The sequence below is a fragment of the Acetomicrobium mobile genome (genome assembly GCF_937920065.1).
This window is the reverse complement of the sequence record NZ_CALETC010000171.1, coordinates 19,857-41,279: the sequence shown is the minus strand read 5'-3', so window position 1 is coordinate 41,279 and position 21,423 is coordinate 19,857. Positions and strand designations below refer to the sequence as shown.

At 44.0% G+C, this 21,423-nt stretch carries 21 protein-coding genes; all 21 read left to right on the top strand.

Annotated elements, in window-relative coordinates; all coding sequences use genetic code 11:
* The first annotated feature begins 71 nt into the window (after nucleotides 1–71).
* Entirely contained in the window at nucleotides 72–965 is an 894-nt protein-coding gene (locus tag Q7P41_RS06705) for a branched-chain amino acid ABC transporter permease (protein ID WP_303883036.1), read from the top strand.
* Nucleotides 962–2,008: a branched-chain amino acid ABC transporter permease gene (locus Q7P41_RS06700; protein WP_303883035.1), complete on the top strand. Its 1,047-nt coding sequence runs from the start codon at nucleotides 962–964 to the stop codon at nucleotides 2,006–2,008. The genes Q7P41_RS06705 and Q7P41_RS06700 overlap by 4 nt, the downstream gene beginning before the upstream one ends.
* The gene (locus Q7P41_RS06695; protein WP_303883033.1) at nucleotides 2,001–2,798 is read left to right on the top strand and encodes an ABC transporter ATP-binding protein; all 798 of its coding nucleotides are present in this window, start codon (nucleotides 2,001–2,003) and stop codon (nucleotides 2,796–2,798) included. Before Q7P41_RS06700 ends, Q7P41_RS06695 begins: the two co-directional genes overlap by 8 nt.
* A complete protein-coding gene (locus tag Q7P41_RS06690) occupies nucleotides 2,785–3,489 on the top strand; it encodes an ABC transporter ATP-binding protein (RefSeq protein WP_303883031.1) in 705 nt (234 codons plus the stop codon). Before Q7P41_RS06695 ends, Q7P41_RS06690 begins: the two co-directional genes overlap by 14 nt.
* A 46-nt stretch (nucleotides 3,490–3,535) precedes the next feature.
* Nucleotides 3,536–4,057 carry a CDP-diacylglycerol--glycerol-3-phosphate 3-phosphatidyltransferase gene (gene pgsA, locus Q7P41_RS06685; protein ID WP_303883047.1) on the top strand — a complete coding sequence of 174 codons (522 nt, stop codon included), beginning with the start codon at nucleotides 3,536–3,538 and terminating at the stop codon, nucleotides 4,055–4,057.
* A 24-nt stretch (nucleotides 4,058–4,081) separates the two neighbouring features.
* Complete coding sequence (locus Q7P41_RS06680; protein WP_303883030.1) at nucleotides 4,082–5,305, top strand: M20 family metallo-hydrolase; 1,224 nt, start codon at nucleotides 4,082–4,084, stop codon at nucleotides 5,303–5,305.
* Nucleotides 5,306–5,468: 163 nt separating this feature from the next.
* Entirely contained in the window at nucleotides 5,469–8,135 is a 2,667-nt protein-coding gene (gene secA, locus Q7P41_RS06675; RefSeq protein WP_303883029.1) for a preprotein translocase subunit SecA, read from the top strand.
* A 3-nt stretch (nucleotides 8,136–8,138) separates the two neighbouring features.
* Nucleotides 8,139–10,016, top strand: a complete 1,878-nt coding sequence (locus Q7P41_RS06670) for a hypothetical protein (protein WP_303883028.1) — start codon at nucleotides 8,139–8,141, stop codon at nucleotides 10,014–10,016.
* A 19-nt stretch (nucleotides 10,017–10,035) separates the two neighbouring features.
* A complete protein-coding gene (gene argS / locus Q7P41_RS06665; protein WP_303883046.1) occupies nucleotides 10,036–11,712 on the top strand; it encodes an arginine--tRNA ligase in 1,677 nt (558 codons plus the stop codon).
* A complete protein-coding gene (locus Q7P41_RS06660) occupies nucleotides 11,713–12,009 on the top strand; it encodes a septum formation initiator family protein (protein ID WP_303883027.1) in 297 nt (98 codons plus the stop codon).
* Between the two features lie 167 nt (nucleotides 12,010–12,176).
* Nucleotides 12,177–12,461 carry a 30S ribosomal protein S6 gene (gene rpsF, locus Q7P41_RS06655; protein WP_303883026.1) on the top strand — a complete coding sequence of 95 codons (285 nt, stop codon included), beginning with the start codon at nucleotides 12,177–12,179 and terminating at the stop codon, nucleotides 12,459–12,461.
* A gap of 12 nt (nucleotides 12,462–12,473) precedes the next feature.
* Nucleotides 12,474–12,947, top strand: coding sequence for a single-stranded DNA-binding protein (locus Q7P41_RS06650; RefSeq protein ID WP_303883025.1), 474 nt, complete (start codon nucleotides 12,474–12,476; stop codon nucleotides 12,945–12,947).
* Nucleotides 12,948–12,972: 25 nt separating this feature from the next.
* A complete protein-coding gene (rpsR, locus tag Q7P41_RS06645; RefSeq protein WP_303883023.1) occupies nucleotides 12,973–13,203 on the top strand; it encodes a 30S ribosomal protein S18 in 231 nt (76 codons plus the stop codon).
* A 74-nt stretch (nucleotides 13,204–13,277) separates the two neighbouring features.
* Complete coding sequence (locus Q7P41_RS06640) at nucleotides 13,278–14,234, top strand: YybS family protein (RefSeq protein ID WP_303883021.1); 957 nt, start codon at nucleotides 13,278–13,280, stop codon at nucleotides 14,232–14,234.
* 6 nt (nucleotides 14,235–14,240) lie between these two features.
* Nucleotides 14,241–14,684 (top strand): 50S ribosomal protein L9, encoded by a 444-nt coding sequence (gene rplI, locus Q7P41_RS06635; protein WP_303883020.1) that lies wholly within the window; start codon nucleotides 14,241–14,243, stop codon nucleotides 14,682–14,684.
* A 5-nt stretch (nucleotides 14,685–14,689) separates the two neighbouring features.
* A complete protein-coding gene (gene dnaB / locus Q7P41_RS06630; RefSeq protein WP_303883019.1) occupies nucleotides 14,690–16,033 on the top strand; it encodes a replicative DNA helicase in 1,344 nt (447 codons plus the stop codon).
* Nucleotides 16,034–16,130: 97 nt separating this feature from the next.
* Nucleotides 16,131–17,108 carry a DUF72 domain-containing protein gene (locus tag Q7P41_RS06625; protein ID WP_303883018.1) on the top strand — a complete coding sequence of 326 codons (978 nt, stop codon included), beginning with the start codon at nucleotides 16,131–16,133 and terminating at the stop codon, nucleotides 17,106–17,108.
* Nucleotides 17,105–17,500 (top strand): 6-carboxytetrahydropterin synthase QueD, encoded by a 396-nt coding sequence (queD, locus tag Q7P41_RS06620; RefSeq protein WP_303883017.1) that lies wholly within the window; start codon nucleotides 17,105–17,107, stop codon nucleotides 17,498–17,500. The genes Q7P41_RS06625 and queD overlap by 4 nt, the downstream gene beginning before the upstream one ends.
* The gene (locus Q7P41_RS06615; RefSeq protein WP_303883016.1) at nucleotides 17,497–18,465 is read left to right on the top strand and encodes a 2-hydroxyacid dehydrogenase; all 969 of its coding nucleotides are present in this window, start codon (nucleotides 17,497–17,499) and stop codon (nucleotides 18,463–18,465) included. The genes queD and Q7P41_RS06615 overlap by 4 nt, the downstream gene beginning before the upstream one ends.
* Before the next feature lie 33 nt (nucleotides 18,466–18,498).
* A complete protein-coding gene (locus Q7P41_RS06610; RefSeq protein WP_303883015.1) occupies nucleotides 18,499–19,191 on the top strand; it encodes an HAD family hydrolase in 693 nt (230 codons plus the stop codon).
* Nucleotides 19,192–19,198: 7 nt separating this feature from the next.
* Nucleotides 19,199–21,418 carry a vitamin B12-dependent ribonucleotide reductase gene (locus tag Q7P41_RS06605; protein WP_303883014.1) on the top strand — a complete coding sequence of 740 codons (2,220 nt, stop codon included), beginning with the start codon at nucleotides 19,199–19,201 and terminating at the stop codon, nucleotides 21,416–21,418.
* Nucleotides 21,419–21,423 lie beyond the last annotated feature (5 nt).

The following is a 21,423-nucleotide window of genomic DNA, read 5'->3' as shown; positions in this document are numbered from 1 at the left end:
AAGTGACAAAGATACTGCGGGGGAGGCATGCCTCCCCCTATTTTTAGGATGTTGCCTAAAGGAGGAAAATTATGTCGTATCAGATGTTTATACAACATTTTCTGAACGCGATTACCCTGGGAAGTTTGTATGCCTTGATCGCCATAGGCTATTCGATGGTATATGGAATATTGAGGTTGATAAATTTCGCCCATGGCGAAATTTTCATGTTGGGAGCCTATTTCGTCTTCTGGGGGACAACTCTTTTCCATCTGCCGTGGGTAGCAGCTGTTCCGGTTGCTATAATTGCCACGGCCTTTTGTGGGGTTTTGGTAGACAGGTGTGCTTACAGGCCCTTGAGAGATGCTCCGAGGATTTCGGCCCTGATCAGCGCTATAGGTGTTTCCTTTTTCTTGCAAAACTTTGCCATCGTAGTGTTCTCTGCCATACCTCGTCCAGTTTATCGCCCCGATTGGTTAGTAATGCCTTTATTGGTGCATGGAGTTCATTTTTTGCCCCTAACTCTTGTGGTGCCATTAATTTCCTTCGTTTTGATGTTAGTGGTTCTTTACGTGGTTTATAAGACTAAACCAGGACTTGCCATGCGAGCGATTTCCAAGGATATCGAGACGAGTCGTTTAATGGGTGTCTCGGTGGACCAAATTGTAGCCATAACCTTCATGATTGGTTCGGCCTTGGCCGCGGCTTCGGGCATCATGTGGTCACTAAGATATCCCCAGGTTCATCCCATGATGGGAATGATTCCCGGATTTAAGGCCTTCATTGCCGCGGTTGTGGGGGGCATAGGTTCCATTCAGGGAGCTGTGATTGGAGGCATGTTCCTTGGCTTCATTGAAATAATGATAGTAGCCTTTTTCCCTAATTTATCAGGATTTAAAGATGCTTTTGCCTTTATCCTTCTCATTTTCTTACTACTTTTAAGACCAACTGGCATTATGGGAGAACGATTGGAGGAGAAGGTATGATGTCATTATCGCGTAACCATATATTAAATCTTTTAGCCGTTGCCGTGTTTGGTCTATTTTTGTGGTGGGCCGAAGGACATCTTTCCGGATATCAGGTTCAAATTATAAACTTAATAGCTATAAATACAATATTAGCTTTAGGCCTTAATTTGATCTATGGATTCGGAGGCATGTTTTCTTTAGGGCATGCGGGCTTTATGGCCATAGGAGCCTATACATGCGCACTTTTAATATTACCGCCACTGCAGAAGAAGATGATTTTCATATTACAACCCCTAAGGTGGCCCTTTTCGGTCTTGCAGGCGCCTTTTTTAGCCGCTGTTCTTTTGGGAGGTGCTATAGCTGCGATCTTTGCAATATTGATTGGAATTCCCATTCTTCGGCTTGGCGGTGATTATCTTGGAATAGCTACCATGGGTTTTGCTGAGATAGTTAGGGTAGTGGCTAATAATATCCCAAGCATAACAAATGGAGCCTTGGGTTTGAAGGGAATTCCGTCTTACGCAAATCTATGGTGGAATTACGGTTTCCTCTTCGTCGGGCTCTATGCCATGATTAGATTAGTTAACAGTAATTATGGTAATGCGCTGAAGGCAATAAGGGATGACGAAATGGCTGCGAAAGCCATGGGAATCGACGTTTTTAGATATAAGATCGAAGCTTTTGCCATGGGCTCCTTCCTTGCGGGTGTCGGCGGAGCATTACAGGCAAGCTTTATAACCACCATAGATCCCAAAATGTACATGTTTACCTTAACCTTTAATGTCCTCATGATGGTGGTAGCTGGAGGGCTTGGATCCATAACAGGCACATGCATAGCAAGTGCTGTAATTACTATATTGTTGGAGTGGCTTAGGATAGTTGAAAGTCCTATGACTTTAGGCCCTATCCATATCCCTGGGATACCCGGCATGAGGATGGTCATCTTCTCGCTAGCCTTGATATTCATAATACTTTTCAGGCGCGAAGGCATAATGGGCATGAGGGAGCTGACGTGGGATGACATTTTTGGCTACCTGGGGAGGTTTAAAGGACATGAATGATTCCATTGGTTCTACCTTGAAGTTGGAAGGTCTAACTATGAAATTCGGTGGGTTGACGGCCGTCAATGATCTTTCCCTTGAGGTCCCTAAAGGCAGCATAGTAGGTCTCATAGGGCCAAATGGTGCTGGAAAGACTACGGTTTTCAATGTGATAACCGGGTTTTATCAACCCACTGCTGGCAAGATCCTATTTAGGGGAATGGATATATCTGGCAAACAACCCCATGAGGTGTGTTCCTTAGGAATCGCACGTACTTTTCAAAACATCAGGTTGTTTGTCAACGAGACGGTGCTTCAAAACGTGATGGTAGCTTGCAACGTAAGGATGCCCGTAAAGTGGTGGGAGCCGCCGTTATTGCTGCCCTCCACCCTTAAAAAAGAGCGCATGATTAAAGACAAAGCCATGGATTTATTGCGTAAGGTTGGGCTAGAGCACCTGGCCGACGAAGTGGCAACCTCCCTTCCTTACGGTCAACAAAGGCGTTTGGAAATAGCACGTGCCATGGCAACTGACCCGGAAATACTCTTGCTGGATGAGCCGGCTGCGGGGATGAACCCAAAAGAAACCCATGAACTTATGGAGTTTATCAAAGAGATTAGGGATCTTTTTGGTTTAACTATCATGCTCATAGAGCATGATATGCGTGTGGTGATGGGGATATGCGAGCATATATGGGTCTTAGATTATGGCATTTTAATTGCGGAAGGTCCTCCTTCCTTTATTCAATCCAACGAAAGGGTTATTGAAGCTTATTTGGGAGAGGAGTACGCTCGTTATGTTAATAGTTAAAGACCTTCACGTTTATTACGGAGGCATTCACGCCATAAAGGGCATTTCCATTGAAGTGGCAGATGGAGCCATCGTCACATTGATTGGAGCGAACGGAGCTGGCAAAAGTAGTACTTTAAGATCCATAGCCGGTTTGATTAAACAGAAAAGCGGGAGCATAACTTTCAATGACGTGGATATTTCGAAACTGTCTCCCGAAAAAATCGTAGAAAGCGGAATTGTATTGGTCCCTGAGGGTAGAAAGATTTTCCCAAACCTCACTGTCATGGAGAACTTGATGCTCGGTGCATATCTAAGAAAAGATAACGAGGGAATAAAAAGGGATTTGGAGCAAGTTTTTGAGCTTTTTCCGCGGTTGAAGGAAAGGTCGTGGCAGAAAGGGGGAACTTTATCTGGAGGCGAGCAGCAGATGCTCGCTCTTGGCAGGGCACTTATGAGTGATCCGAAACTTATAATGATGGATGAACCATCTTTGGGACTTGCGCCAATCTTGGTAAAAGAAGTATTTGATATAATAAAGAAGATAAACGCACAAGGAAAGACCATACTTCTCGTCGAGCAGAACGCTTTTGCTGCCCTTAACCTTACTCATTATGCTTACGTCTTAGAAGTGGGCGAGATCGTCCTTGAAGGTTCGGGAGAAGAGTTGATAAGAAATCCGCAGGTGAGGGAGGCTTATCTCGGTGTGTAATGAACCTATTTGCGACGAGAAGTCATCAAAGGAGGGCGCAACTAAGATGGGTAGCATGAATCTTCCTAATGCATTGAGCCTCTCGAGAGTCTTTTTGGTTCCACTGATGCTGGTGTTTTTAAGCATAGGGATAAAGCATGGCGACGTACTGGCGGGAATTGTGTTTATCATAGCTGCATTTACCGACATGGCCGATGGATATATCGCAAGAAAGCACGGCATGGTCACCAATTTAGGCAAATTCATAGATCCTTTGGCGGACAAGATTCTGGTTACGGCTGCTTTGGTTGCCCTGGTGGAGCTTCAAAGGTTGCCAGCCTGGATAGTGGTCGTCATCGTTTCAAGGGAGTTCATCGTAACGGGATTGCGAATGTTAGCGGCTGCTGAAGGCGAGGTAATCGCAGCATCCAAGGGCGGTAAAGCCAAAACAGTTAGCCAAATCATTGCCATCTTTATGATGATGTTCGAGATTTCCGGGGGCATGGTCATGATGTGGATCGCCATGATTTTAACGATTTGGTCTGGGATGGACTACTTGATAAAGGGCAAAGAGTTTCTTGTAAAGTGATGGAGGCAAAGGGGGACGCATTTGTTGGCGGAAAATATAACAGATCTTTTGGATTCCCTGAGAGGGGATATGGTTCAGCTGCTTTGTGATTTGGTGTCGGTGTCTGCAATTTCCCCCGAAAGCGGCGGCAGGGGGGAGGCAGAGAAAGCGGCCTTCTTAAGCCAATATATCAGGAAATTAGGGCTCGGACACCCGGAGCGTTTTGATGCAAGTGATCCCAGGGCGGAAGGAGGTTTGAGGCCAAACATTGTGGTTCGGATACCGGGCAGCTCAACTCAACGCCTTTGGATAGTCACACACATGGACGTGGTGCCAGAAGGGGATAGGTCCTTATGGGAAACGGATCCCTTTTCCCCAGTGGTTAAAGAAGGCAAGGTATATGGCCGCGGGGCCAATGACAACGGGCAGGAAATCGTCGCCTCTATTTTTGCCGCCTATGCCCTTAAAAAGCTAGATTTAACGCCCGCTAGGGAGATATGTCTTTGTTTTGTAGCTGACGAAGAAACGGGAAGCTTTTACGGCATTCAATATCTTTTAAGAAACGGTCTGTTTTCAACGCAAGATTTGGTAGTAGTGCCTGATGGTGGAACTGAAAGAGGAGACTTTATTGAAATTGCCGAGAAGTCGATCTTGTGGTTTAATGTTCAGGTCTTCGGCAAACAGGTTCATGCAAGCAAGCCCAATGAGGGATTAAATGCCTGCAGGATAGCAAACGAGCTTTCGGTAGATTTAGACCGGGCGTTACATTCTGCCTTTCCCGATAAAGATGACATTTTTATACCTCCCCTTTCAACCTTTGAGCCCACAAAAAGGGAGCCCAACGTCGCCAATATCAACACAGTTCCTGGAAAAGAAGTTTTTGCCTTTGATTGTCGCATTCTCCCAGGTGTGGCTTTAGATGATGTGCTAGAAGTTATCGATGAAATATGCAGACGCAAAGCAAATGAAAGCGGAGCGCTTATAGAATACGAAATTTTACAAAGAAATGACGCTGCGCCTCCTACAAATGCCGATGCACCAGTCGTACGTTTGTTGAAAAAAACTATCAAAGAAGTTTTAGGAGTGGACCCCGTCATTGGTGGTATTGGCGGAGGCACTTGTGCGGCATTTTTTAGAGCTCGAGAAATTCCAGCAGCTGTATGGGCTCAGGAAGCCGATACAGCTCATATGCCAAACGAGTACGCAGTAATAGAACATATGGTAAATGAGGCAAAAGTCTTTGCTCATCTTATGCTCAAAAGCCTATAATCTTGTATATGAAAAAATAAAGACAACTGATTGATTTGTTCGGGGAACATCAAGATGAGGGTGCATTATGCGATAAATAAAAAAGGGGGTTTGTTCCTTAAGTCAAAAGGCGGATCCCCTTCTTTGCGTTTTTGGATATCCTGTGTTTTATGGGGTGAAAGGTATGTTTGATGGGTTAAAAAAGATTTTGGGATTAGATGCAAATGAAAGAACGTTAAAAAGATATACCGAGATTGTAAATGAAGTTAATGCCTTGGAAGATGGCATTGCTGTTTTAAGTGACGAGGACTTGGCAAGAGAAATCCAGAGAATACGCCATGAAGTCATCGAAAACGGACAGTCCTTGGATGAAGTTATGTGCGAAGTATTTGCCATAGTGAGAGAAGCCGCGAAGCGGAGCTTGGGCATGCGCCATTTTGACGTGCAAGTCATGGGTGCCATAGCTTTACACGAGGGGAAAATTGCAGAAATGAAGACAGGGGAGGGGAAAACCCTAGTTGCTACGATGCCTGTCGTCCTGAATGCTTTGACTGGAAAGGGCGTACACGTAGTAACGGTGAATGATTATTTGGCTAAACGTGATGCCGAGTGGATGGGAAAGGTTTACCGCTTTTTAGGTTTATCTGTAGGCGTGATCTATCCCTTCATGAGCATCGATGAAAGAAAAAAGGCCTATGAGGCCGACGTCACTTATGGCACTAATAGCGAATTTGGTTTTGACTATTTAAGGGACAACATGATTATTTCACCCACGCAGTTGGTGCAAAGGGGCCATCATTACGCAATAGTTGACGAAGTTGATTCCATTTTGATCGATGAAGCTCGAACTCCACTTATAATATCTGGTCCATCTGAGGAATCGGTTGAACCTTATAAGCTTGCTGATAAAATTGCGAGATCTCTGATTTTAAATGAGGACTTTGAGATAGAGGAAAAGGAAAAAAATGTTGCTTTGACCGAGGCTGGAATAAGGCATTGTGAAAAGATACTAGGGATTGATGATATCTATGCAGAGGTTGAAACCTCTGAATTGCTTCATAAAATAGTGCAAGCACTTAAGGCAAGACATCTATTTAAACGAGATGTGGATTATGTTGTAAAAGATGGAGAGGTAATAATAGTAGACGAATTTACGGGTAGATTAATGTACGGACGCCGATATTCCGATGGATTGCATCAAGCAATCGAGGCTAAAGAAGGTGTTACCATTGGCAAGGAAAATCAAACCCTTGCCACCATCACTTTGCAAAATTACTTTAGGATGTACGATAAGTTGGCGGGCATGACTGGTACTGCCGCTACCGAGGCAGAGGAGTTTAAGGAGATATATGGATTGGAAGTGGTGGTTATCCCAACCCATAAGCCGATGATCCGTTGTGATTACCCTGACGTAATTTATAGGACAAAACGGGAAAAGTTTGCGTCTGTGGCGGATGAAATAAGGAAATGCCATGAAAGTCAACAACCGGTATTGGTGGGGACCACTTCAATAGAAGATTCCGAAAAGTTAAGCAGGCTTCTCTCTGCACGCCATATACCACATCAAGTCTTAAATGCAAAATATCATGAAAAGGAAGCGAAGATAATTGCCCAAGCAGGACGCGTAGGCGCTGTGACGGTGGCCACCAACATGGCAGGAAGGGGTACCGATATATTGCTTGGTGGCAACCCGGAATTTCTTGCACTGGAGGAAGCACAAAAAAAAGGCATTGACATAGAGAAAGACAAAGAGGCCTACGAAGCTATCTTAAAAGAATTTAAGAGATTATGCGACAAGGAACACGAAAAAGTAGTCTCTTTGGGCGGTCTTCACGTTGTAGGCACTGAAAGGCACGAGTCCCGAAGGATCGATAATCAGCTAAGAGGACGTAGCGGTCGTCAGGGGGATCCGGGCTCATCCAGGTTTTATCTTTCCTTGGAAGATGATTTGCTTCGCCTATTTGGGTCAGATAAGATACAAGGCATTATGGAAAAGCTGGGAATGAAGGAAGGGGAGTCCATAGATCATCCCCTTTTAAGCAAAGCCATAGAATCAGCTCAGAAAAAGGTTGAGCAATATCATTTCGACATAAGGAAGCAATTACTGCAATACGATAGCGTGATGAATCAACAGAGAACAGCTATTTATGAAGAAAGAAAGAACATCCTTTTAGCCGAGGATTTGATCGAACACACTTGGCAGATTATAACGGACGCTTTGAACGGGATACTAGAGGCGTATTTCCCTGACGATAAAGAAGCGGATCCCAGGGGTGCATTTTTAAAGGTCAAGACCATATTCGGTGTTAAAATTGCTGAATGCTTGTCCAAAGTGGACGATCGCTCACTTTTACCCGATGCACGAGAAAAGATGATAGCGCTTTTGAGAGAAGGATTTGACGCAAAGCTCAAGGAATTGGGACCGGAAGCGGCGAACGGGATATTCAAAATGATTTTGTTGCGCGTTATTGACGTCCATTGGAAAGAACACTTGCTCGCTATGGATGAGCTGCGCAGGGGTATCGGGCTGAGGGCGTTAGGACAGAAGGACCCCTTGTTAGAGTATCAATTTGAATCCTACAATCTATTTCAGCAGATGTTGGGAAGCATTCGCGAAGGCGTAGCGAGGTTAGCTTTAAGGGTCTCTGTTGTGCCCGAGGAGAGCAGGCCTCTTGCTTCCTTGCGAGAAGGTAGGGACATTGCCTTAGTCGCTTCTGCCCGCGAGCACGGCTCTGACAAAAAGGCGGAACCCAGCCATACCCCGAGACGAGTTCATAAAGTTGGGCGTAATGCGCCTTGCCCCTGCGGAAGCGGAAAAAAGTACAAATACTGCTGCGGAGGGGATGCGTAAACCATGCAAAGGGTGGGAAACTTCAACAAGGGGATGTTTCTTAAGTCGGCTATTTTACTTCTTGTTGCCACTTCTTTGTTGCTTTTGGGAATGTTTTCTGCTTTTGCCGAGGAAGAAGATACTTTGGCGCTGATACGAAAGTACGTTCAGCAATCGCCTCCCTTGACCGCATATGGGAAAAATGTTAAGGCAATGGTATGGCATAGAAGTCATACATATAAAATGCTTGCCGATGGCACTTTGGTTAAAACTTCAAGGTGGCTTATATACTCGGAATCGCCTTTGCCAGAAAGTTGGGGCAAGTGGATAATTCCCTTTGTCGGCGACGAAGGGGTAGAGCTTAAAGAAGCCGCGATTTATGATCCAATAGACTTTAAACTGATCAAGACTCTTTCTCCTATTACGGTTGATCATCGAGGCTTATCGTGGCTTGAAATCGATGTTCCTCCTATGAATATTCCTCACGTTTTTTCGCTTTGCTACCTGAAAGAATTTCCCGGCAGATGGAATGTAGATGACGTGGTCCCCATAGATCTTGACCTTCCTCAATGGAGAACTATTGTAAGCGTGAGCGTGCCACATGATTCTTCGCTTGTTTGGGCTACTACCAAGAACAACCATATGGCTCCCGGCCTCGTGCAAGGTGTAGAGGATACCTATCTATGGGAATTTGTAAACCGATTCCCCGCAAGCGAATTTGCCTTGGAAGTAGAAAATAGCAATTTGCTGTCATTTAGCATGCGAAACGGTTGGCTCAATGCGATAAAGCCGTTAGAAGACTGGGCAAATAGCCTTAAAACTGTAATGCACGAGGACGTAAAGAAAATTCTGGAGAAGAAAGACAAATCGAAAAGTGGCCTAGAAATTTTGCAGTGGGCTAAAAATAAGCAGCTACTCCTGGGCAGCTCTAGTATTTGGAAGATAAGAAGAAGCGCTGAAGAGATACCTAAGGAGGGGCCATGGACTTTGTGGGAAAGAAATGTCTTGCTGGCTCATTGGCTTTCTTTGGCGGGATGGGATGTGCGGATCAACTGGTTGCCCCTCTTTGTACCGAACAAAAACGAGAATGTCCCCGGCACCCCGCATATGATTTCACGACCAATATTTGAGGCAAGATCACCTGGTAGCGGTTCTTACAAGTTCTATGATTTTGGTGGATCTTTGAGGGAAGAAACAGGCCTTATGCCCGATGCTTTATGGGGAAAAACAGTCTGCTTATACGATGGAATGGACGTAAAGCTCAAGCAGTTGGATCGTGGGAACATCGCCGATCATCGATTAAGGGCGAGATGGAATTTAGAACTAGCCGATACTGGAGAAGTACAAGGAACCCTTGAATTAATGTTAAGCGGAGGATGGCCTTACGTTATATTTGGTTGCCAAGGTTATTCTTTGGACATGTCGTCTATTACCCATCTTTATCCCCCCCAAGTGGATGTAAAGTGGAAAGAAGGGGAAGTCTTAGAAAAACCAAACGGGTTAACCATCATATATCCTGTTGCAGGGATGTTGGGAATCACAAGCGGTAACCAAATGCTTTTGATGTTGCCATCGATTTCGTTTGATAGTTTAAGGGCTTTAAGAGGGCTCGATGTTGGAGCAAAATTACGCTTCCCCTTTTTATTAGAAGGGTTCGTGACAATCAAATTGCCTTCAGGATATGAAGCCTTTTCGCTGCCTTACCTGTCATCTAAATCGGATGGAAAAATACGGTGGGAACAATCTATTGACGAGAAAAGTCGTGGTAGAATTGTTGATGTGAGGTGGCGTTTTCTAGTAGAGGAAACCTCTATGGAAGAAGAAGCCCTTTCCACTTTGCACGCAGGCCTTAAAGTGTTGCAGCAATGGAGCAATAGAACTGTTCCCATTCGCAGAAGATGACGGAGGGTTGATTGATGTGATGATTGACATGGAATCTCATATAAAAGATCTTTTATCGGATGCCATAAATTCGGCTGTAAGGAACAAAGACTTGGTTTTTCCGGAAGGACTTGAGATAATTCTCGAAAGACCTCGTCGAGAAGGTCAAGGCGATTATGCTACTAACGTGGCAATGTTGATAGCTCGTCACTGGGGTATGAAGCCAAGGGATGCAGCTGAGATCATAAAGGCGCATTTAGGGCAAAGCGAGTATGTAGAAAAGGTAGAGGTAGCAGGACCGGGCTTTATAAATTTTTTCCTATCCGATGAATGGCTAACGGGTGTCATCAAAGATATCCTTGCTAAAGGTCCTGATTATGGAAAGTCAGACATTGGCAGGGGTAAAAAAGCCCAAGTAGAGTTTGTGAGCGCTAACCCCACGGGACCTTTACACATAGGTCACGGTAGGGGTGCTGCGGTTGGTGATGCAACGGCGAGCATATTGTCCTTTGCCGGGTGGTACGTGGAAAGGGAATATTACATTAATGACGTAGGACTTCAAACCAAGATCTTGGGCAGATCCGTTCAATCGCGATATTTTGAGTTGCTAGGAAAGCCAGAGCATGCGCCTTTTCCCGAGGATGGCTATAAAGGTGACTATATCTACAAAATTGCTGAAGAGATCATTGCAGAAGAAGGAGATAAATTTTTTAGCCTTCCTACTGAAGAGACCCTTGATTACTTTAGAGATTACGCCCTAGAGGTTATATTAAATGAAATTAAAAAGGATTTGGAAGATTTTCGCGTTAACTTTGACGTATGGTTTTCCGAAAAATCCCTACATGAGCGGGGTCTCATCGATGAAATGGTGGATTTTTTAACAAGAAGAGGGCTTGCTTACGAAAAGGACGGAGCTCTATGGTATAAATCGACGTTGTTTGGTGACGAAAAAGATAGGGTATTGATTAAATCTAACGGGGAACCTACCTACTTTGCATCCGATGTGGCATATCATAAGGATAAATTTGATAGGGGTTTTGATCTCGTCATAGATGTATGGGGCGCCGATCATCATGGATACGTGCCTCGCATGAAGGCGGCCGTTCAGGCGCTTGGTAAGTCTCCCGATGCCTTGCAAATCCTTCTTATACAATTTGTTAGTTTGATCAAGGGCGGGAAGTTGGTGCCCATGTCAACGAGAGCAGGGCAGTTTGTTACCTTGAGAGAAATGATGGACGAAGTAGGCGTAGACGCGATGCGGTATTTCTTCTTAATGAGGAAGTGCGATTCTCACCTGGATTTCGATATAGATCTTGCTAAGAGCGCGTCAACCGATAACCCTGTATATTATGTACAATATGCTAGTGCAAGGATACACAGCATATTTAAGGAAGCAGCTTCCAGGGGTGTTGCTGTAGTTGATCCTGAAAAGGTTGAACTTTCCATGCTTAGTACTGAAGAAGAGAAGGCACTTATAAAGTGTCTAGCCAGATTTCCTGAAGAGATAAAAAAGGCGGCAAACGATCTCGCTCCTCACATACTCATATACTACGTGTACGATTTGGCCAAGGCCTTTCATTCTTTCTACAACGCTCACAGGGTTTTGGGGGAGGAAAACTCTTTGACTAACGCAAGGTTGACTTTAGTCCGTGCTGTTAAGGTGGTCTTGCTTAACATATTGCATTTACTGAAAATAAACGCCCCGGAAGTGATGTAAATGCCGAGGCTAAGGTGGATAGTCATATCGCTTTTTTCAATAATAGTGTTTTTAATGTTATTCAATGGCTACATCCGAGAGGTGAAAAAGCTAAACGAACTCTCGAATTGTATCGATGAACGGGTTCGGATTTTGGTCCAATTAAGATTAGACATCGAGGATAAAAGCGAAAAGATAGCTTACTATAATACGGCTGAGGGAATAGCCAGGATGGCGCGCCAGGAATTTAACCTTGTCCTACCGGGCGAGAAGATCTATATTTTGGAGTACTATACGCCTGAGGAAAACAAAGAATGATCCCTATCAATCAAAATTGACACATACTTGATGCATATAAGATAAAAAACCTGAAGGATGGATCTTGTTAAATATGGCGTTTCTGTTTATAATGCTCTTTCGTTGGTGTCCCTATCCCCTTCATAGCGAGGGGATCTTAAAGGCCAAAGGGAGGAGGTGTTGATGATATGCGACCCTATGAGTTGATGGTGCTTATTCATCCCGATACTGAGGAAGTAAAAGTTCAGGTCGATGAAATTTCTGAGATTATTAAAGGCTTAGGAGGAGAATTTCTCAAGGCTGATATCTGGGGAAAAAGGAGACTGGCATACCCTATTAAGAAGCAAACAGAAGGGTATTACGCCTTGCTCGATTTCAACTTGGAGCCTTCCCATATAGGCGAGGTGGAGCGGTTATTGAAGTTGCGCGATTCTGTTTTGAGGCATTTGATAGTACGTCTTGACGAGAAGTAGGAGAAGATAAAAATGGCGCGAGGATACAATAGAATAATACTGATGGGGAACCTTGCTCGCGATCCCGAGATAAGGTATACTGCCTCCAAACAGGCAGTGGCAAGGCTCACTGTAGCTGTGGGACGCAGTTGGAGAGATCACGATGGCAATCAGCAGGAGCGTACCGACTTCATCCCCGTAGTCGTGTGGGGCAATCAAGCTGAAAATTGCGAGAAGTATTTGCATAAAGGGCGTCCTGTATTAGTTGAGGGAAGGTTACAGGTTAGAAGCTATGAAACTAAAGTCGGCGAGAGGCGATGGGTCACGGAGGTTGTGGCGCAAAACGTCATCTTTTTAAGCGGTGGATCTCGCGAATCGCAAGATTATAGGGCATTTCCGGAGCCTGCATCGACCATTGGAAGCTTAAGGGATGAATTCCCCGATGAATTTCCCACGGATATATCTGAGATGGAAGATGAAGGGGAAGAGGCTGATATCCCATTTTAGTTTTTGAAAAGGGAGGTTATTGTGCATGGCGGAGTTTAGACGTCGAAGACGTCGTCCTAAGGTGTGCAGTTTTTGTGCGAATAAGATAGAATACGTGGATTACAAAAATGTTGAACAGCTTAAGAAATTTTTGACCGAGAGGGGAAAGATTTTGCCCCATAGGGTGACGGGAAATTGTGCCAAACACCAGAGACAACTTGCTAGGGCCATTAAAAGGGCCAGGTTCATGGCGCTTTTGCCGTTCACGGTAGAGTAGTTTATAAACTATCAAACTGGCAACGATTTGGGGAGAGGATGTTCTCTCCCCTTTTTTTACCGGGAGGTATTTAGATGAAAAGTACTCGAACCATGGTAGAAACATCGTTACTAGTCGCGCTTTCTGTCGTCCTGTTTCTGGCTAGTCATTTTTTGCCGGTCATCGGAATTATAATATCCTTTTTTTGTCCCGTGCCGCTGGTAATACTCGGGCTTAAAGTGCCCGTTCAAAATGCCTTTACAGGAGCCTTCGTAGCTTTTGTCCTTACGACATTCGTCCTGGGATTGCTAGGAGGGTTCTTTTTTCTTTTCGGGTTTGCTTTGATGGGTGTATCACTTGGCGTTTTGGGGAGGCGCTTTGAAAAGGTGTCCGATATTTTGTCCTATGGCTTTTTGATTTCTCTTTCTTGCAAACTTGTCCTCATGGCTTTAGTAAAATTGCTGACAGGTATGAACCCCTTCGCAATTGATCCCGACACCCTTATGGAATCTTTCAATAATGTCATGGGCGTGCTTTCTGGCAGTCATGGAGAAGCTTTTTTAGAGACAATGAGGATGCAGGTTGAGACCATGAGTAGAATAATGGTACATATCTTGCCAGCCATTTTAATGGCTGCCTCCTTTTTGGATTGCGTCATAAGTTATGTTATTAGCGAGAAAATTGCCCGAAGGTTCAGGATAGTTTTCTTGCCTGGGATGCCTCCTTTAGGCGAGTGGCGTTTTCCTAAGAGCACCTTGTTCGCTTTTTTCATTGCCCTTGTTCTTTCTTTTTTTGGCCGCAGCGGTAATAATATTGGTGTGCTATATGTAGTGGGCTTAAACTTAAAAGTTATTTCAATGATGATCTTTTTGATTCAAGGTTTGGCGACTGTTTGGTATTTATTATCGAAATTATCAAAACATAACATGAAAAGATGGGTCGGCATTTTAGTCGTGGTAATGATTATATTTGTTCCGATCCTCTCTATGGCTGTGATAATGTTAGGTTTTTTGGACATTTTAGTGGATCTTCGGTCAAAATTTTGGAGGTGATCTGATTTGCAGGTAATTTTGAAGCAGGATGTTGATAAATTGGGAAAGAGAGGAGATCTCGTAAAGGTTGCTGATGGTTACGCGAGAAACTATTTGATACCTCGTGGTCTAGCTGAGGAAGCAACGCCCGGTAAAATTAAAAAGCTAGAGGAAATTAAAAAAGTTGAGGAGAGACGAGCGCAAAAGATGGAAGAGGAGGCGCGTGAAAAATCAAAACTACTTCAAGGCAAGCAAGTAACTATACGCGTTAGCGCAGGGGAAAAGGGAAAGTTATTTGGAAGTGTTACCAATGCCCACATCAGCGAGGCTATTTTAGAGCAGTTGGGAGTTGAAGTGGATAAAAGGCTTATAAAAATGGAAGAACCCATTAAAGAGCTTGGTCTTTATCCCATAAAGATAAAACTTCACACAGATGTTGAAGTGGAAATGAAGTTAAAAGTGGAGGCGTGAAAAGCTTGAACCAAGAAATTGACAGGGTAATGCCACATAATCTCGATGCCGAAAGGGCAGTGCTGGGATCTTGCTTGCTCGATAAAGATGCAGCTTTATATGTGGTCGAGACGTTGCGAAAAGATGATTTCTACGATGCTATGCATCAACTGTCATATGAAATTATTTCAGAGATGCTTAAAAAAGACAAAGCGGTGGATCCCCTAACCTTTATAGAGGAGGCAAAAAACCGAGGCTTCCTCGATAGATTGGGAGGGCAATCGTTCATCGCTTCTTTGATAGATACAGTTCCTACTACTGCAAACGTGGAATATCATGCTCGCATTGTAAGAGATAAATCTGTACATAGAAAGATGATTCAAGTTGGCACCTATATTACGAAATTGGGTTACTCAGAAGAGGTGGAGTTTGAAGAAATTTTGGATGAGGCCGAAAGGGCTGTTTTCGATGTTGCAACTCGCGGTAATTTAGTAGTATTTAAAAAGATAGGAGAGATATTAAAGGCATCCTTCAAAGATTTAGAAAAACAATTTAGTAAGGGCAAGGTTGTTACCGGAATTCCTTCAGGTTATATCGACTTTGATCGGATCACGGGAGGGTTTCATCCAGGATCTTTGGCCATTCTAGCCGCTCGCCCCTCCATGGGAAAGACCGCCTTGGCCTTGAACATAGCGCAGCATGTGGCTATAGCACAGAAAACTCCCGTATTGATATTTAGCTTGGAGATGGGGGCTGAACAGCTTTTACTGCGGTTGCTCGGGTCTGAAGCCAAAGTTAACATTCATGATATGCGAACCGGGGTTTTTCCGGAAGGTGCCTGGGATGAACTTGTTAAAGCCGCCGGCACGTTGAATGAAGCTCCGATCTACATTGACGATAGCTCTTTTCTGTCCACTTTAGATCTTCGCGCTAGAGCTAGGAGATTTAAAGCGCAATATCCAAATTTGGGACTTATAATTGTCGACTACCTTCAATTGATGAGCTTATCGAGAAGGGTGGAAAACAAGCAACAGGAAGTTGCTGAAATATCAAAATCTCTAAAAGGCGTAGCAAGGGAATTAAACGTACCTGTTCTGGCACTTTCACAGCTGTCTCGTGCTGTTGAGCAAAGACAGGTAAAAAAACCTCAACTTGCAGATCTCCGGGATAGCGGTGCCATAGAACAAGATGCCGATTTGGTGGTCTTTCTTTACAGGAAGGGTTATTACAATGAAAACGAAAGTGACGACAATGTTGCGGATCTAATAATTGCAAAACATAGAAATGGTCCCACTGGAACGGTTCAGTTACTCTTCTTCAAGGAATATACGCGATTTGAAAATCTTGCCTCCTGGAACTTGCCTAAGTAATTAAATAATCCCTAGGAAACTAATTTATTTCGGGCCTTCTCCTTTGTATAAATTTGCAAATTGGACATGGCTCGAGGCGGAGGGAATAAAGCGGATTATGAAGTTGGATGTAGATTTTAGGATTGGCACCTGCTCTTGGGCCGATAAGTCACTTCTTTCCAGCGAGTGGTATCCCAAGAATTGTCAAAAGGGCAGGGAAAGATTGCGGTATTATTCCTCATTTTTTGACACAGTAGAAGCAGATAGCTTCTTTTATGCCTTGCCCGGTCCATCGGCAATTTATTCTTGGATAGCTGCAACGCCGCCGGAATTTTTGTTCAACGTCAAAGCGCACGCGCTTTTTACAAACCATTTTGTTTCAACGAGGAACCTGCCGCTTTGGTGCAGGGCGAAACTTGGCGAAAAAACAATGCGCGTTACTTTAAAGCATCTGGATAAAAAGACTAGAAGGCAATTACTTGAAGAATATAGATCTTTGCTTTCTATCCTGAAATCGACGAAAAGATTAGGTTACGTCTTATTTCAGTTTTCTCCATACACGAGGTTCGATGAGCGATGGCTTGTATACATGAAAAGGATACGCGAGATGCTTCCATCCTATCATATCGCCATAGAAGTAAGGCATGTTTCATGGTTCAGTGAAAAGGCGAAAGATAGGTTCTTGGGTTTACTGACAGAAGAAAATATGGCCTACGTGGCTGTCGATGAGCCTGCGTTGTCGTGGACGATACCAAATGATTGGTATGTAACCGCTTCTTGGGGAAGCATAGTTAGATTCCACGGAAGAAATGCGGCAGGATGGAGTAAGGGGGCTACAGTTCAAGAGAAATACAAATACAAATATACCCTCAAAGAGTTGGAGTTATGGAGAGATCTTGCATTAAGCATGGCTTTGCCCAAAAGGGTATTTATAATGTTCAATAATTGCTATAAAGATTACGCAGTTCAAAATGCCCTTTCGATGAAAAGATTGTTTGGGTTGACAAAAGATGATGCTTTGCCGTTACAAATTAGCTTGCTTGAGGCTTTAAAAGAAGCTGAAGATGACGAGATAAAAGGGAGGGAGTTGAGGTGATATTAAAGCGAGAGTTTACCTTTGATGCCGCACATTTTTTACCCGATTATCATGGCAAATGCGAGAAATTACATGGACATACCTATAGAGGGGCCATCTATATCGAAGGGGTCCCCGATGAAGAGGGCATGGTCATGGATTTTGTTGAGTTGAAGGAACTCATTCAGGAGAAAATATTATCTAAGCTGGACCATGCCTGTCTCAACGATATTATAAGACAGCCGTCGGCGGAGTACATAGCTCTTTGGATTTGGAGAGAAATTTCGCCTTTTATAAATGATGGTGTGCGTGCATTGAAGCACGTTCAAGTATGGGAAAGTCCTAAAAGCTCCGTTCTCATCGATGAAAAAGACTTCAAGGACTTTTGTGACCGTTTAGAGGCTCTATCATGAAGGTGCTTTTTTCTAACACGAGTTTTGAGCGCCTCAAAGAAATAATAGAACCTCTTTTCAAGGGTCACGAGGTTCTCTATGCCAATATCCTCGAGGACCCGAGGCCTCTTCGATGGGCTGAAGTTCTCATAAAAGGAACGGAGCCTTTTACTGTTGAAATGCTTTTTCTTGCGCAAAACTTGAAGATGGTTTGTCAATGGGGAGTTGGCGTTGAAGGCATCGACATCGGAGCTTGTTCGGCGAAGGGTGTTTTCGTTTGCAACGTTCCTTCCATTAACACTGGTAATGCTGAAGGGGTTGCCGAAGTGGCCATTTTGCATATGCTGCTTTTGGCCAAAGGTTACAATAAATCGCAAGAGAATTTGCAAAGGGGCAAAATGTTTTCGCCAAGGGGCTTGACGCTTTGGCGTAAGCGAGTTTCCATAGTTGGGTTGGGTAACGTCGGCATGGTCTTGGCGAGGCGCTTAAGTGCTTTTGAGGTGAACTTAGTGGGAGTGAACAGAACACGGAGAACGGAATTTGATTCTTTGCCGTTAACTCAATTTTTTAGCCTTGGGGATTTAAGTTCCGCTGTAAAAGGGTGCCGATTTGTGGTTGTAACTTTGGCCTTGACTCCCGAGACCAAAGGGCTAATCGGCGAAGAAGTGCTTGAGAGCATGGACGAGAACGCCTTTTTGGTAAATGTCGCACGTGCGGACATAGTACAAAAAAGGGCCCTGGAAAGGGCTTTGAAGGAGCGCAAAATTGCCGGATGTGGATTTGACGTTTTCTGGGAGGAGCCTCCTGACCCAAACGATCCTTTATTAAACCTGCCCAACTTTTACGTAACGCCTCACATTGGTGGAACTAACGATGAAACCCTTAAGGGTATCCCTGCTTTTATTGCAAGCAACGTGGATAGATTGTCAAAGGGAGAGCTTCCTGTCTCTTGCGTCAATATTAATTCGATCCAAAAAGCTACATAATTTTTACTTTGAACTTGAAGCGGAGGTGTTTTTGTGGAGATAAAGGCGATTATATTTGATTTCGACATGACTTTAGTTGATACAAGCCATGCCATAGCTTATGCTATGAACCGCTTTGCCGAAATAATGGGATTACGAAAGGTCAGTTACGATGAGGTGTTGGCCACAATCGGCTTGCCCATGGAGAAGTCTTTATCTGTTTTGTGGCAGGTGGCAAAGCCGGAGTGGTTGGACATTTACTCAAGTGAATGCAGACCCTTGGAATATGAGAAAATGAGACCTTTTCCTGGCGTGCCTGAAACTTTAAAAGCATTAAGAGATAGGGGATTGAAGCTTGCAATTACTTCAAATAGAAGAAGTGTTAAAAAAGCCATTGATCATCTAGGTTTGGGAGAGTATTTTGATTTAGTTTTGGGCTTAGAGGAGGTAAATATACCTAAGCCCGAACCCTACATCCTTTTAGAGGCAATTGAAAGCTTAGGAGTTGACTGCGACCAAGTAGCTTATGTTGGAGACACTGTTATCGATATGCTCACCGCAAAAAATGCCGGTATAGTTGGTATAGGAGTGACTACTGGACCATCAAGCGAGGAAGAACTCGTGGAAGCTGGGGCTTTTCTGGTCTTGTCAAGCGTAAACGATGTGCTGAAAATCTTTTTAGATAGCACGATTCTCCAGGCGAACGTGATGAAACCACGCGGCAAGAATGCATCGCAGGAGGAGTGATCTGTAAATGTCTGAACAAATAAGGCCTTCTTTTTCACAAAATGCGATCAAGGTTTTAGAGCGTAGATATTTATTAAAAGATGAAAAGGGAAATCTAATAGAAACGCCCGAGAACATGTTATGGCGGGTAGCACGTGCTGTTGCAAAGGCCGAAGGATCCTTTGGCGATGAAGGATCGGAAAAAGAGTGGGCCGAAAGGTTTTTCGGTATGATGGCAAGACTTGATTTTTTGCCCAATTCTCCCACGTTGATGAATGCCGGAACATCTGCAGGGCAACTATCGGCTTGTTTTGTCCTGCCTATCGGCGATAGCATGGAAGAGATATTTGATGCTCTTAAATATACTGCCCTGGTGCATAAATCCGGCGGAGGGACGGGGTTTAATTTTTCGTCACTTCGTCCTTATGGTGATATTGTAAAGAGCACTAAAGGCGTCGCCTCGGGCCCGGTCTCTTTTATGGAGCTTTTTGATCACACCACCGACGTAGTAAAACAGGGTGGAATGAGGCGCGGTGCCAACATGGGGATATTAAATGCCGATCATCCCGATGTGGTTAAATTCATCAAGGCTAAGGTAGAAGAAGGCAAGTTAAGAAATTTTAACATTTCAATAGGTGTCACTCAAAAGTTTATGCGAGCTATTTTAAACGATGAAGATTGGGATCTGATAAATCCGCGAACAAAAGAAGTAGTGGATAGAATCAAGGCACTGTATTTATTCGATCTCATATGCGAAATGGCCTGGAAGACGGGTGATCCCGGAATGATTTTTCTGGATAAAATCGAAGCTTCAAATCCCACACCCCATTTGGGTTCCATTGTTGCCACCAATCCCTGTGGAGAGCAGCCACTTTTACCCTTCGAATCATGCAATTTGGGAAGTATTAACTTATCAAACATGATTTTGTCAAATCGCGAAATTGATTGGGATAAGCTAGAACAAACTACTCGAATGGCAGTTCGTTTTTTGGATGACGTGATCGAGATAAACCAATTCCCAATAAAAGAAATTGCCGATAGGACTAAAACTACAAGAAAAATTGGATTAGGTGTTATGGGTTGGGCTGACGTACTTTTCAAGGCTCGCATTCCTTACGATAGCGAGGATGCACTGGAGCTTGCTCGTCAAGTGATGTGCTTTATAAGCAAAATTGGACATGAGGAAAGTTCAAAACTTGCAGAAGAAAGGGGCCCCTTCCCTGCATGGAAGGGAAGCAAGTGGGAAGAAAGCGGCATTTTAATGAGAAACGCCACAGTTACCACCATTGCGCCTACAGGGACCATCTCGCTCATTGCCGAGGTATCAAGTGGCATAGAACCAGTCTTTGCTCTGGCTTATAAACGGAAGGCCTTTGGTGGAAGTGCTAGCTTGACTTACGTCAATGAAATTCTGCTTGATGCCCTTAAAGAAGAGGGATTATATGCTGAAGAGCTGATCGAGGAGATATTGACCAAGGGATCCCTAAGGGATTTGGATTTACCCGAAGACATAAAAAAAGTCTTCGTAACAGCGCACGACATCGTCCCTGAATGGCACGTAAGGATGCAGGCAGCTTTTCAGGAGTTTACCGATAATGCAGTGAGTAAAACCATAAACTTACCCCACGATGCTTCTGTAGAGGATGTAAAAAAATCCTTTTTGTTGGCATACGAGCTTGGTTGCAAGGGAATAACAATTTTTAGGGACAGGTGCAAGGAAGATCAAGTGCTTTACGTAGGCGCCAAGCAAGAAACGGGAAAAGAAAGCGATAAAATTACCGTAATGAGCGTCGTTGAACAAGGCTATGTTAAGCCTAAAAAACGCCCTCCTGTGCTTTCGGGAAAGACCGTTAAAATTGGGACAAGCTATGGCAATCTCTATCTTACTTTGAACTTTATCGATGGTCAGCCCTTTGAAGTGTTTGCTACTTTGGGGAAGTCTGGCAAAGATACGCAAGCGCACACAGAGGCTTTGGGAAGGTTAATTTCTTTGGCGCTAAGAAGTGGCATACCTATAGACGAAATAATAAAGCAGTTAAAAGGAATAGGAGGAAGCACTCCCTTTCTTGAAGGCGATTCTTTGATTTTGAGTTTGCCTGACGCAATAGCGAGGGGATTGGAAAAGGCTTTGGGCAAATTGGTGGAAGTGCAAGAAAGAGGAGATATGTGTCCCGTTTGTGGTGCTCCCTTAATTCACGCAGAAGGGTGTGAACGATGCATCAGTTGCGATTACTGTAAATGCGATTAGGCATA

Bases quoted from the DNA above. Each gene is read 5' to 3' on its own strand.
- argS (WP_303883046.1), top strand. From the start codon at position 10,036: ATGATTGACATGGAATCTCATATAAAAGATCTTTTATCGGATGCCATA.
- Q7P41_RS06660 (WP_303883027.1), top strand. From the start codon at position 11,713: ATGCCGAGGCTAAGGTGGATAGTCATATCGCTTTTTTCAATAATAGTG.
- Q7P41_RS06650 (WP_303883025.1), top strand. From the start codon at position 12,474: ATGGCGCGAGGATACAATAGAATAATACTGATGGGGAACCTTGCTCGC.
- Q7P41_RS06670 (WP_303883028.1), top strand. From the start codon at position 8,139: ATGCAAAGGGTGGGAAACTTCAACAAGGGGATGTTTCTTAAGTCGGCT.
- Q7P41_RS06695 (WP_303883033.1), top strand. From the start codon at position 2,001: ATGAATGATTCCATTGGTTCTACCTTGAAGTTGGAAGGTCTAACTATG.
- Q7P41_RS06615 (WP_303883016.1), top strand. From the start codon at position 17,497: ATGAAGGTGCTTTTTTCTAACACGAGTTTTGAGCGCCTCAAAGAAATA.
- rpsR (WP_303883023.1), top strand. From the start codon at position 12,973: ATGGCGGAGTTTAGACGTCGAAGACGTCGTCCTAAGGTGTGCAGTTTT.
- Q7P41_RS06625 (WP_303883018.1), top strand. From the start codon at position 16,131: ATGAAGTTGGATGTAGATTTTAGGATTGGCACCTGCTCTTGGGCCGAT.
- Q7P41_RS06640 (WP_303883021.1), top strand. From the start codon at position 13,278: ATGAAAAGTACTCGAACCATGGTAGAAACATCGTTACTAGTCGCGCTT.
- secA (WP_303883029.1), top strand. From the start codon at position 5,469: ATGTTTGATGGGTTAAAAAAGATTTTGGGATTAGATGCAAATGAAAGA.
- Q7P41_RS06705 (WP_303883036.1), top strand. From the start codon at position 72: ATGTCGTATCAGATGTTTATACAACATTTTCTGAACGCGATTACCCTG.
- Q7P41_RS06605 (WP_303883014.1), top strand. From the start codon at position 19,199: ATGTCTGAACAAATAAGGCCTTCTTTTTCACAAAATGCGATCAAGGTT.
- Q7P41_RS06700 (WP_303883035.1), top strand. From the start codon at position 962: ATGATGTCATTATCGCGTAACCATATATTAAATCTTTTAGCCGTTGCC.
- pgsA (WP_303883047.1), top strand. From the start codon at position 3,536: ATGGGTAGCATGAATCTTCCTAATGCATTGAGCCTCTCGAGAGTCTTT.
- Q7P41_RS06690 (WP_303883031.1), top strand. From the start codon at position 2,785: ATGTTAATAGTTAAAGACCTTCACGTTTATTACGGAGGCATTCACGCC.
- rpsF (WP_303883026.1), top strand. From the start codon at position 12,177: ATGCGACCCTATGAGTTGATGGTGCTTATTCATCCCGATACTGAGGAA.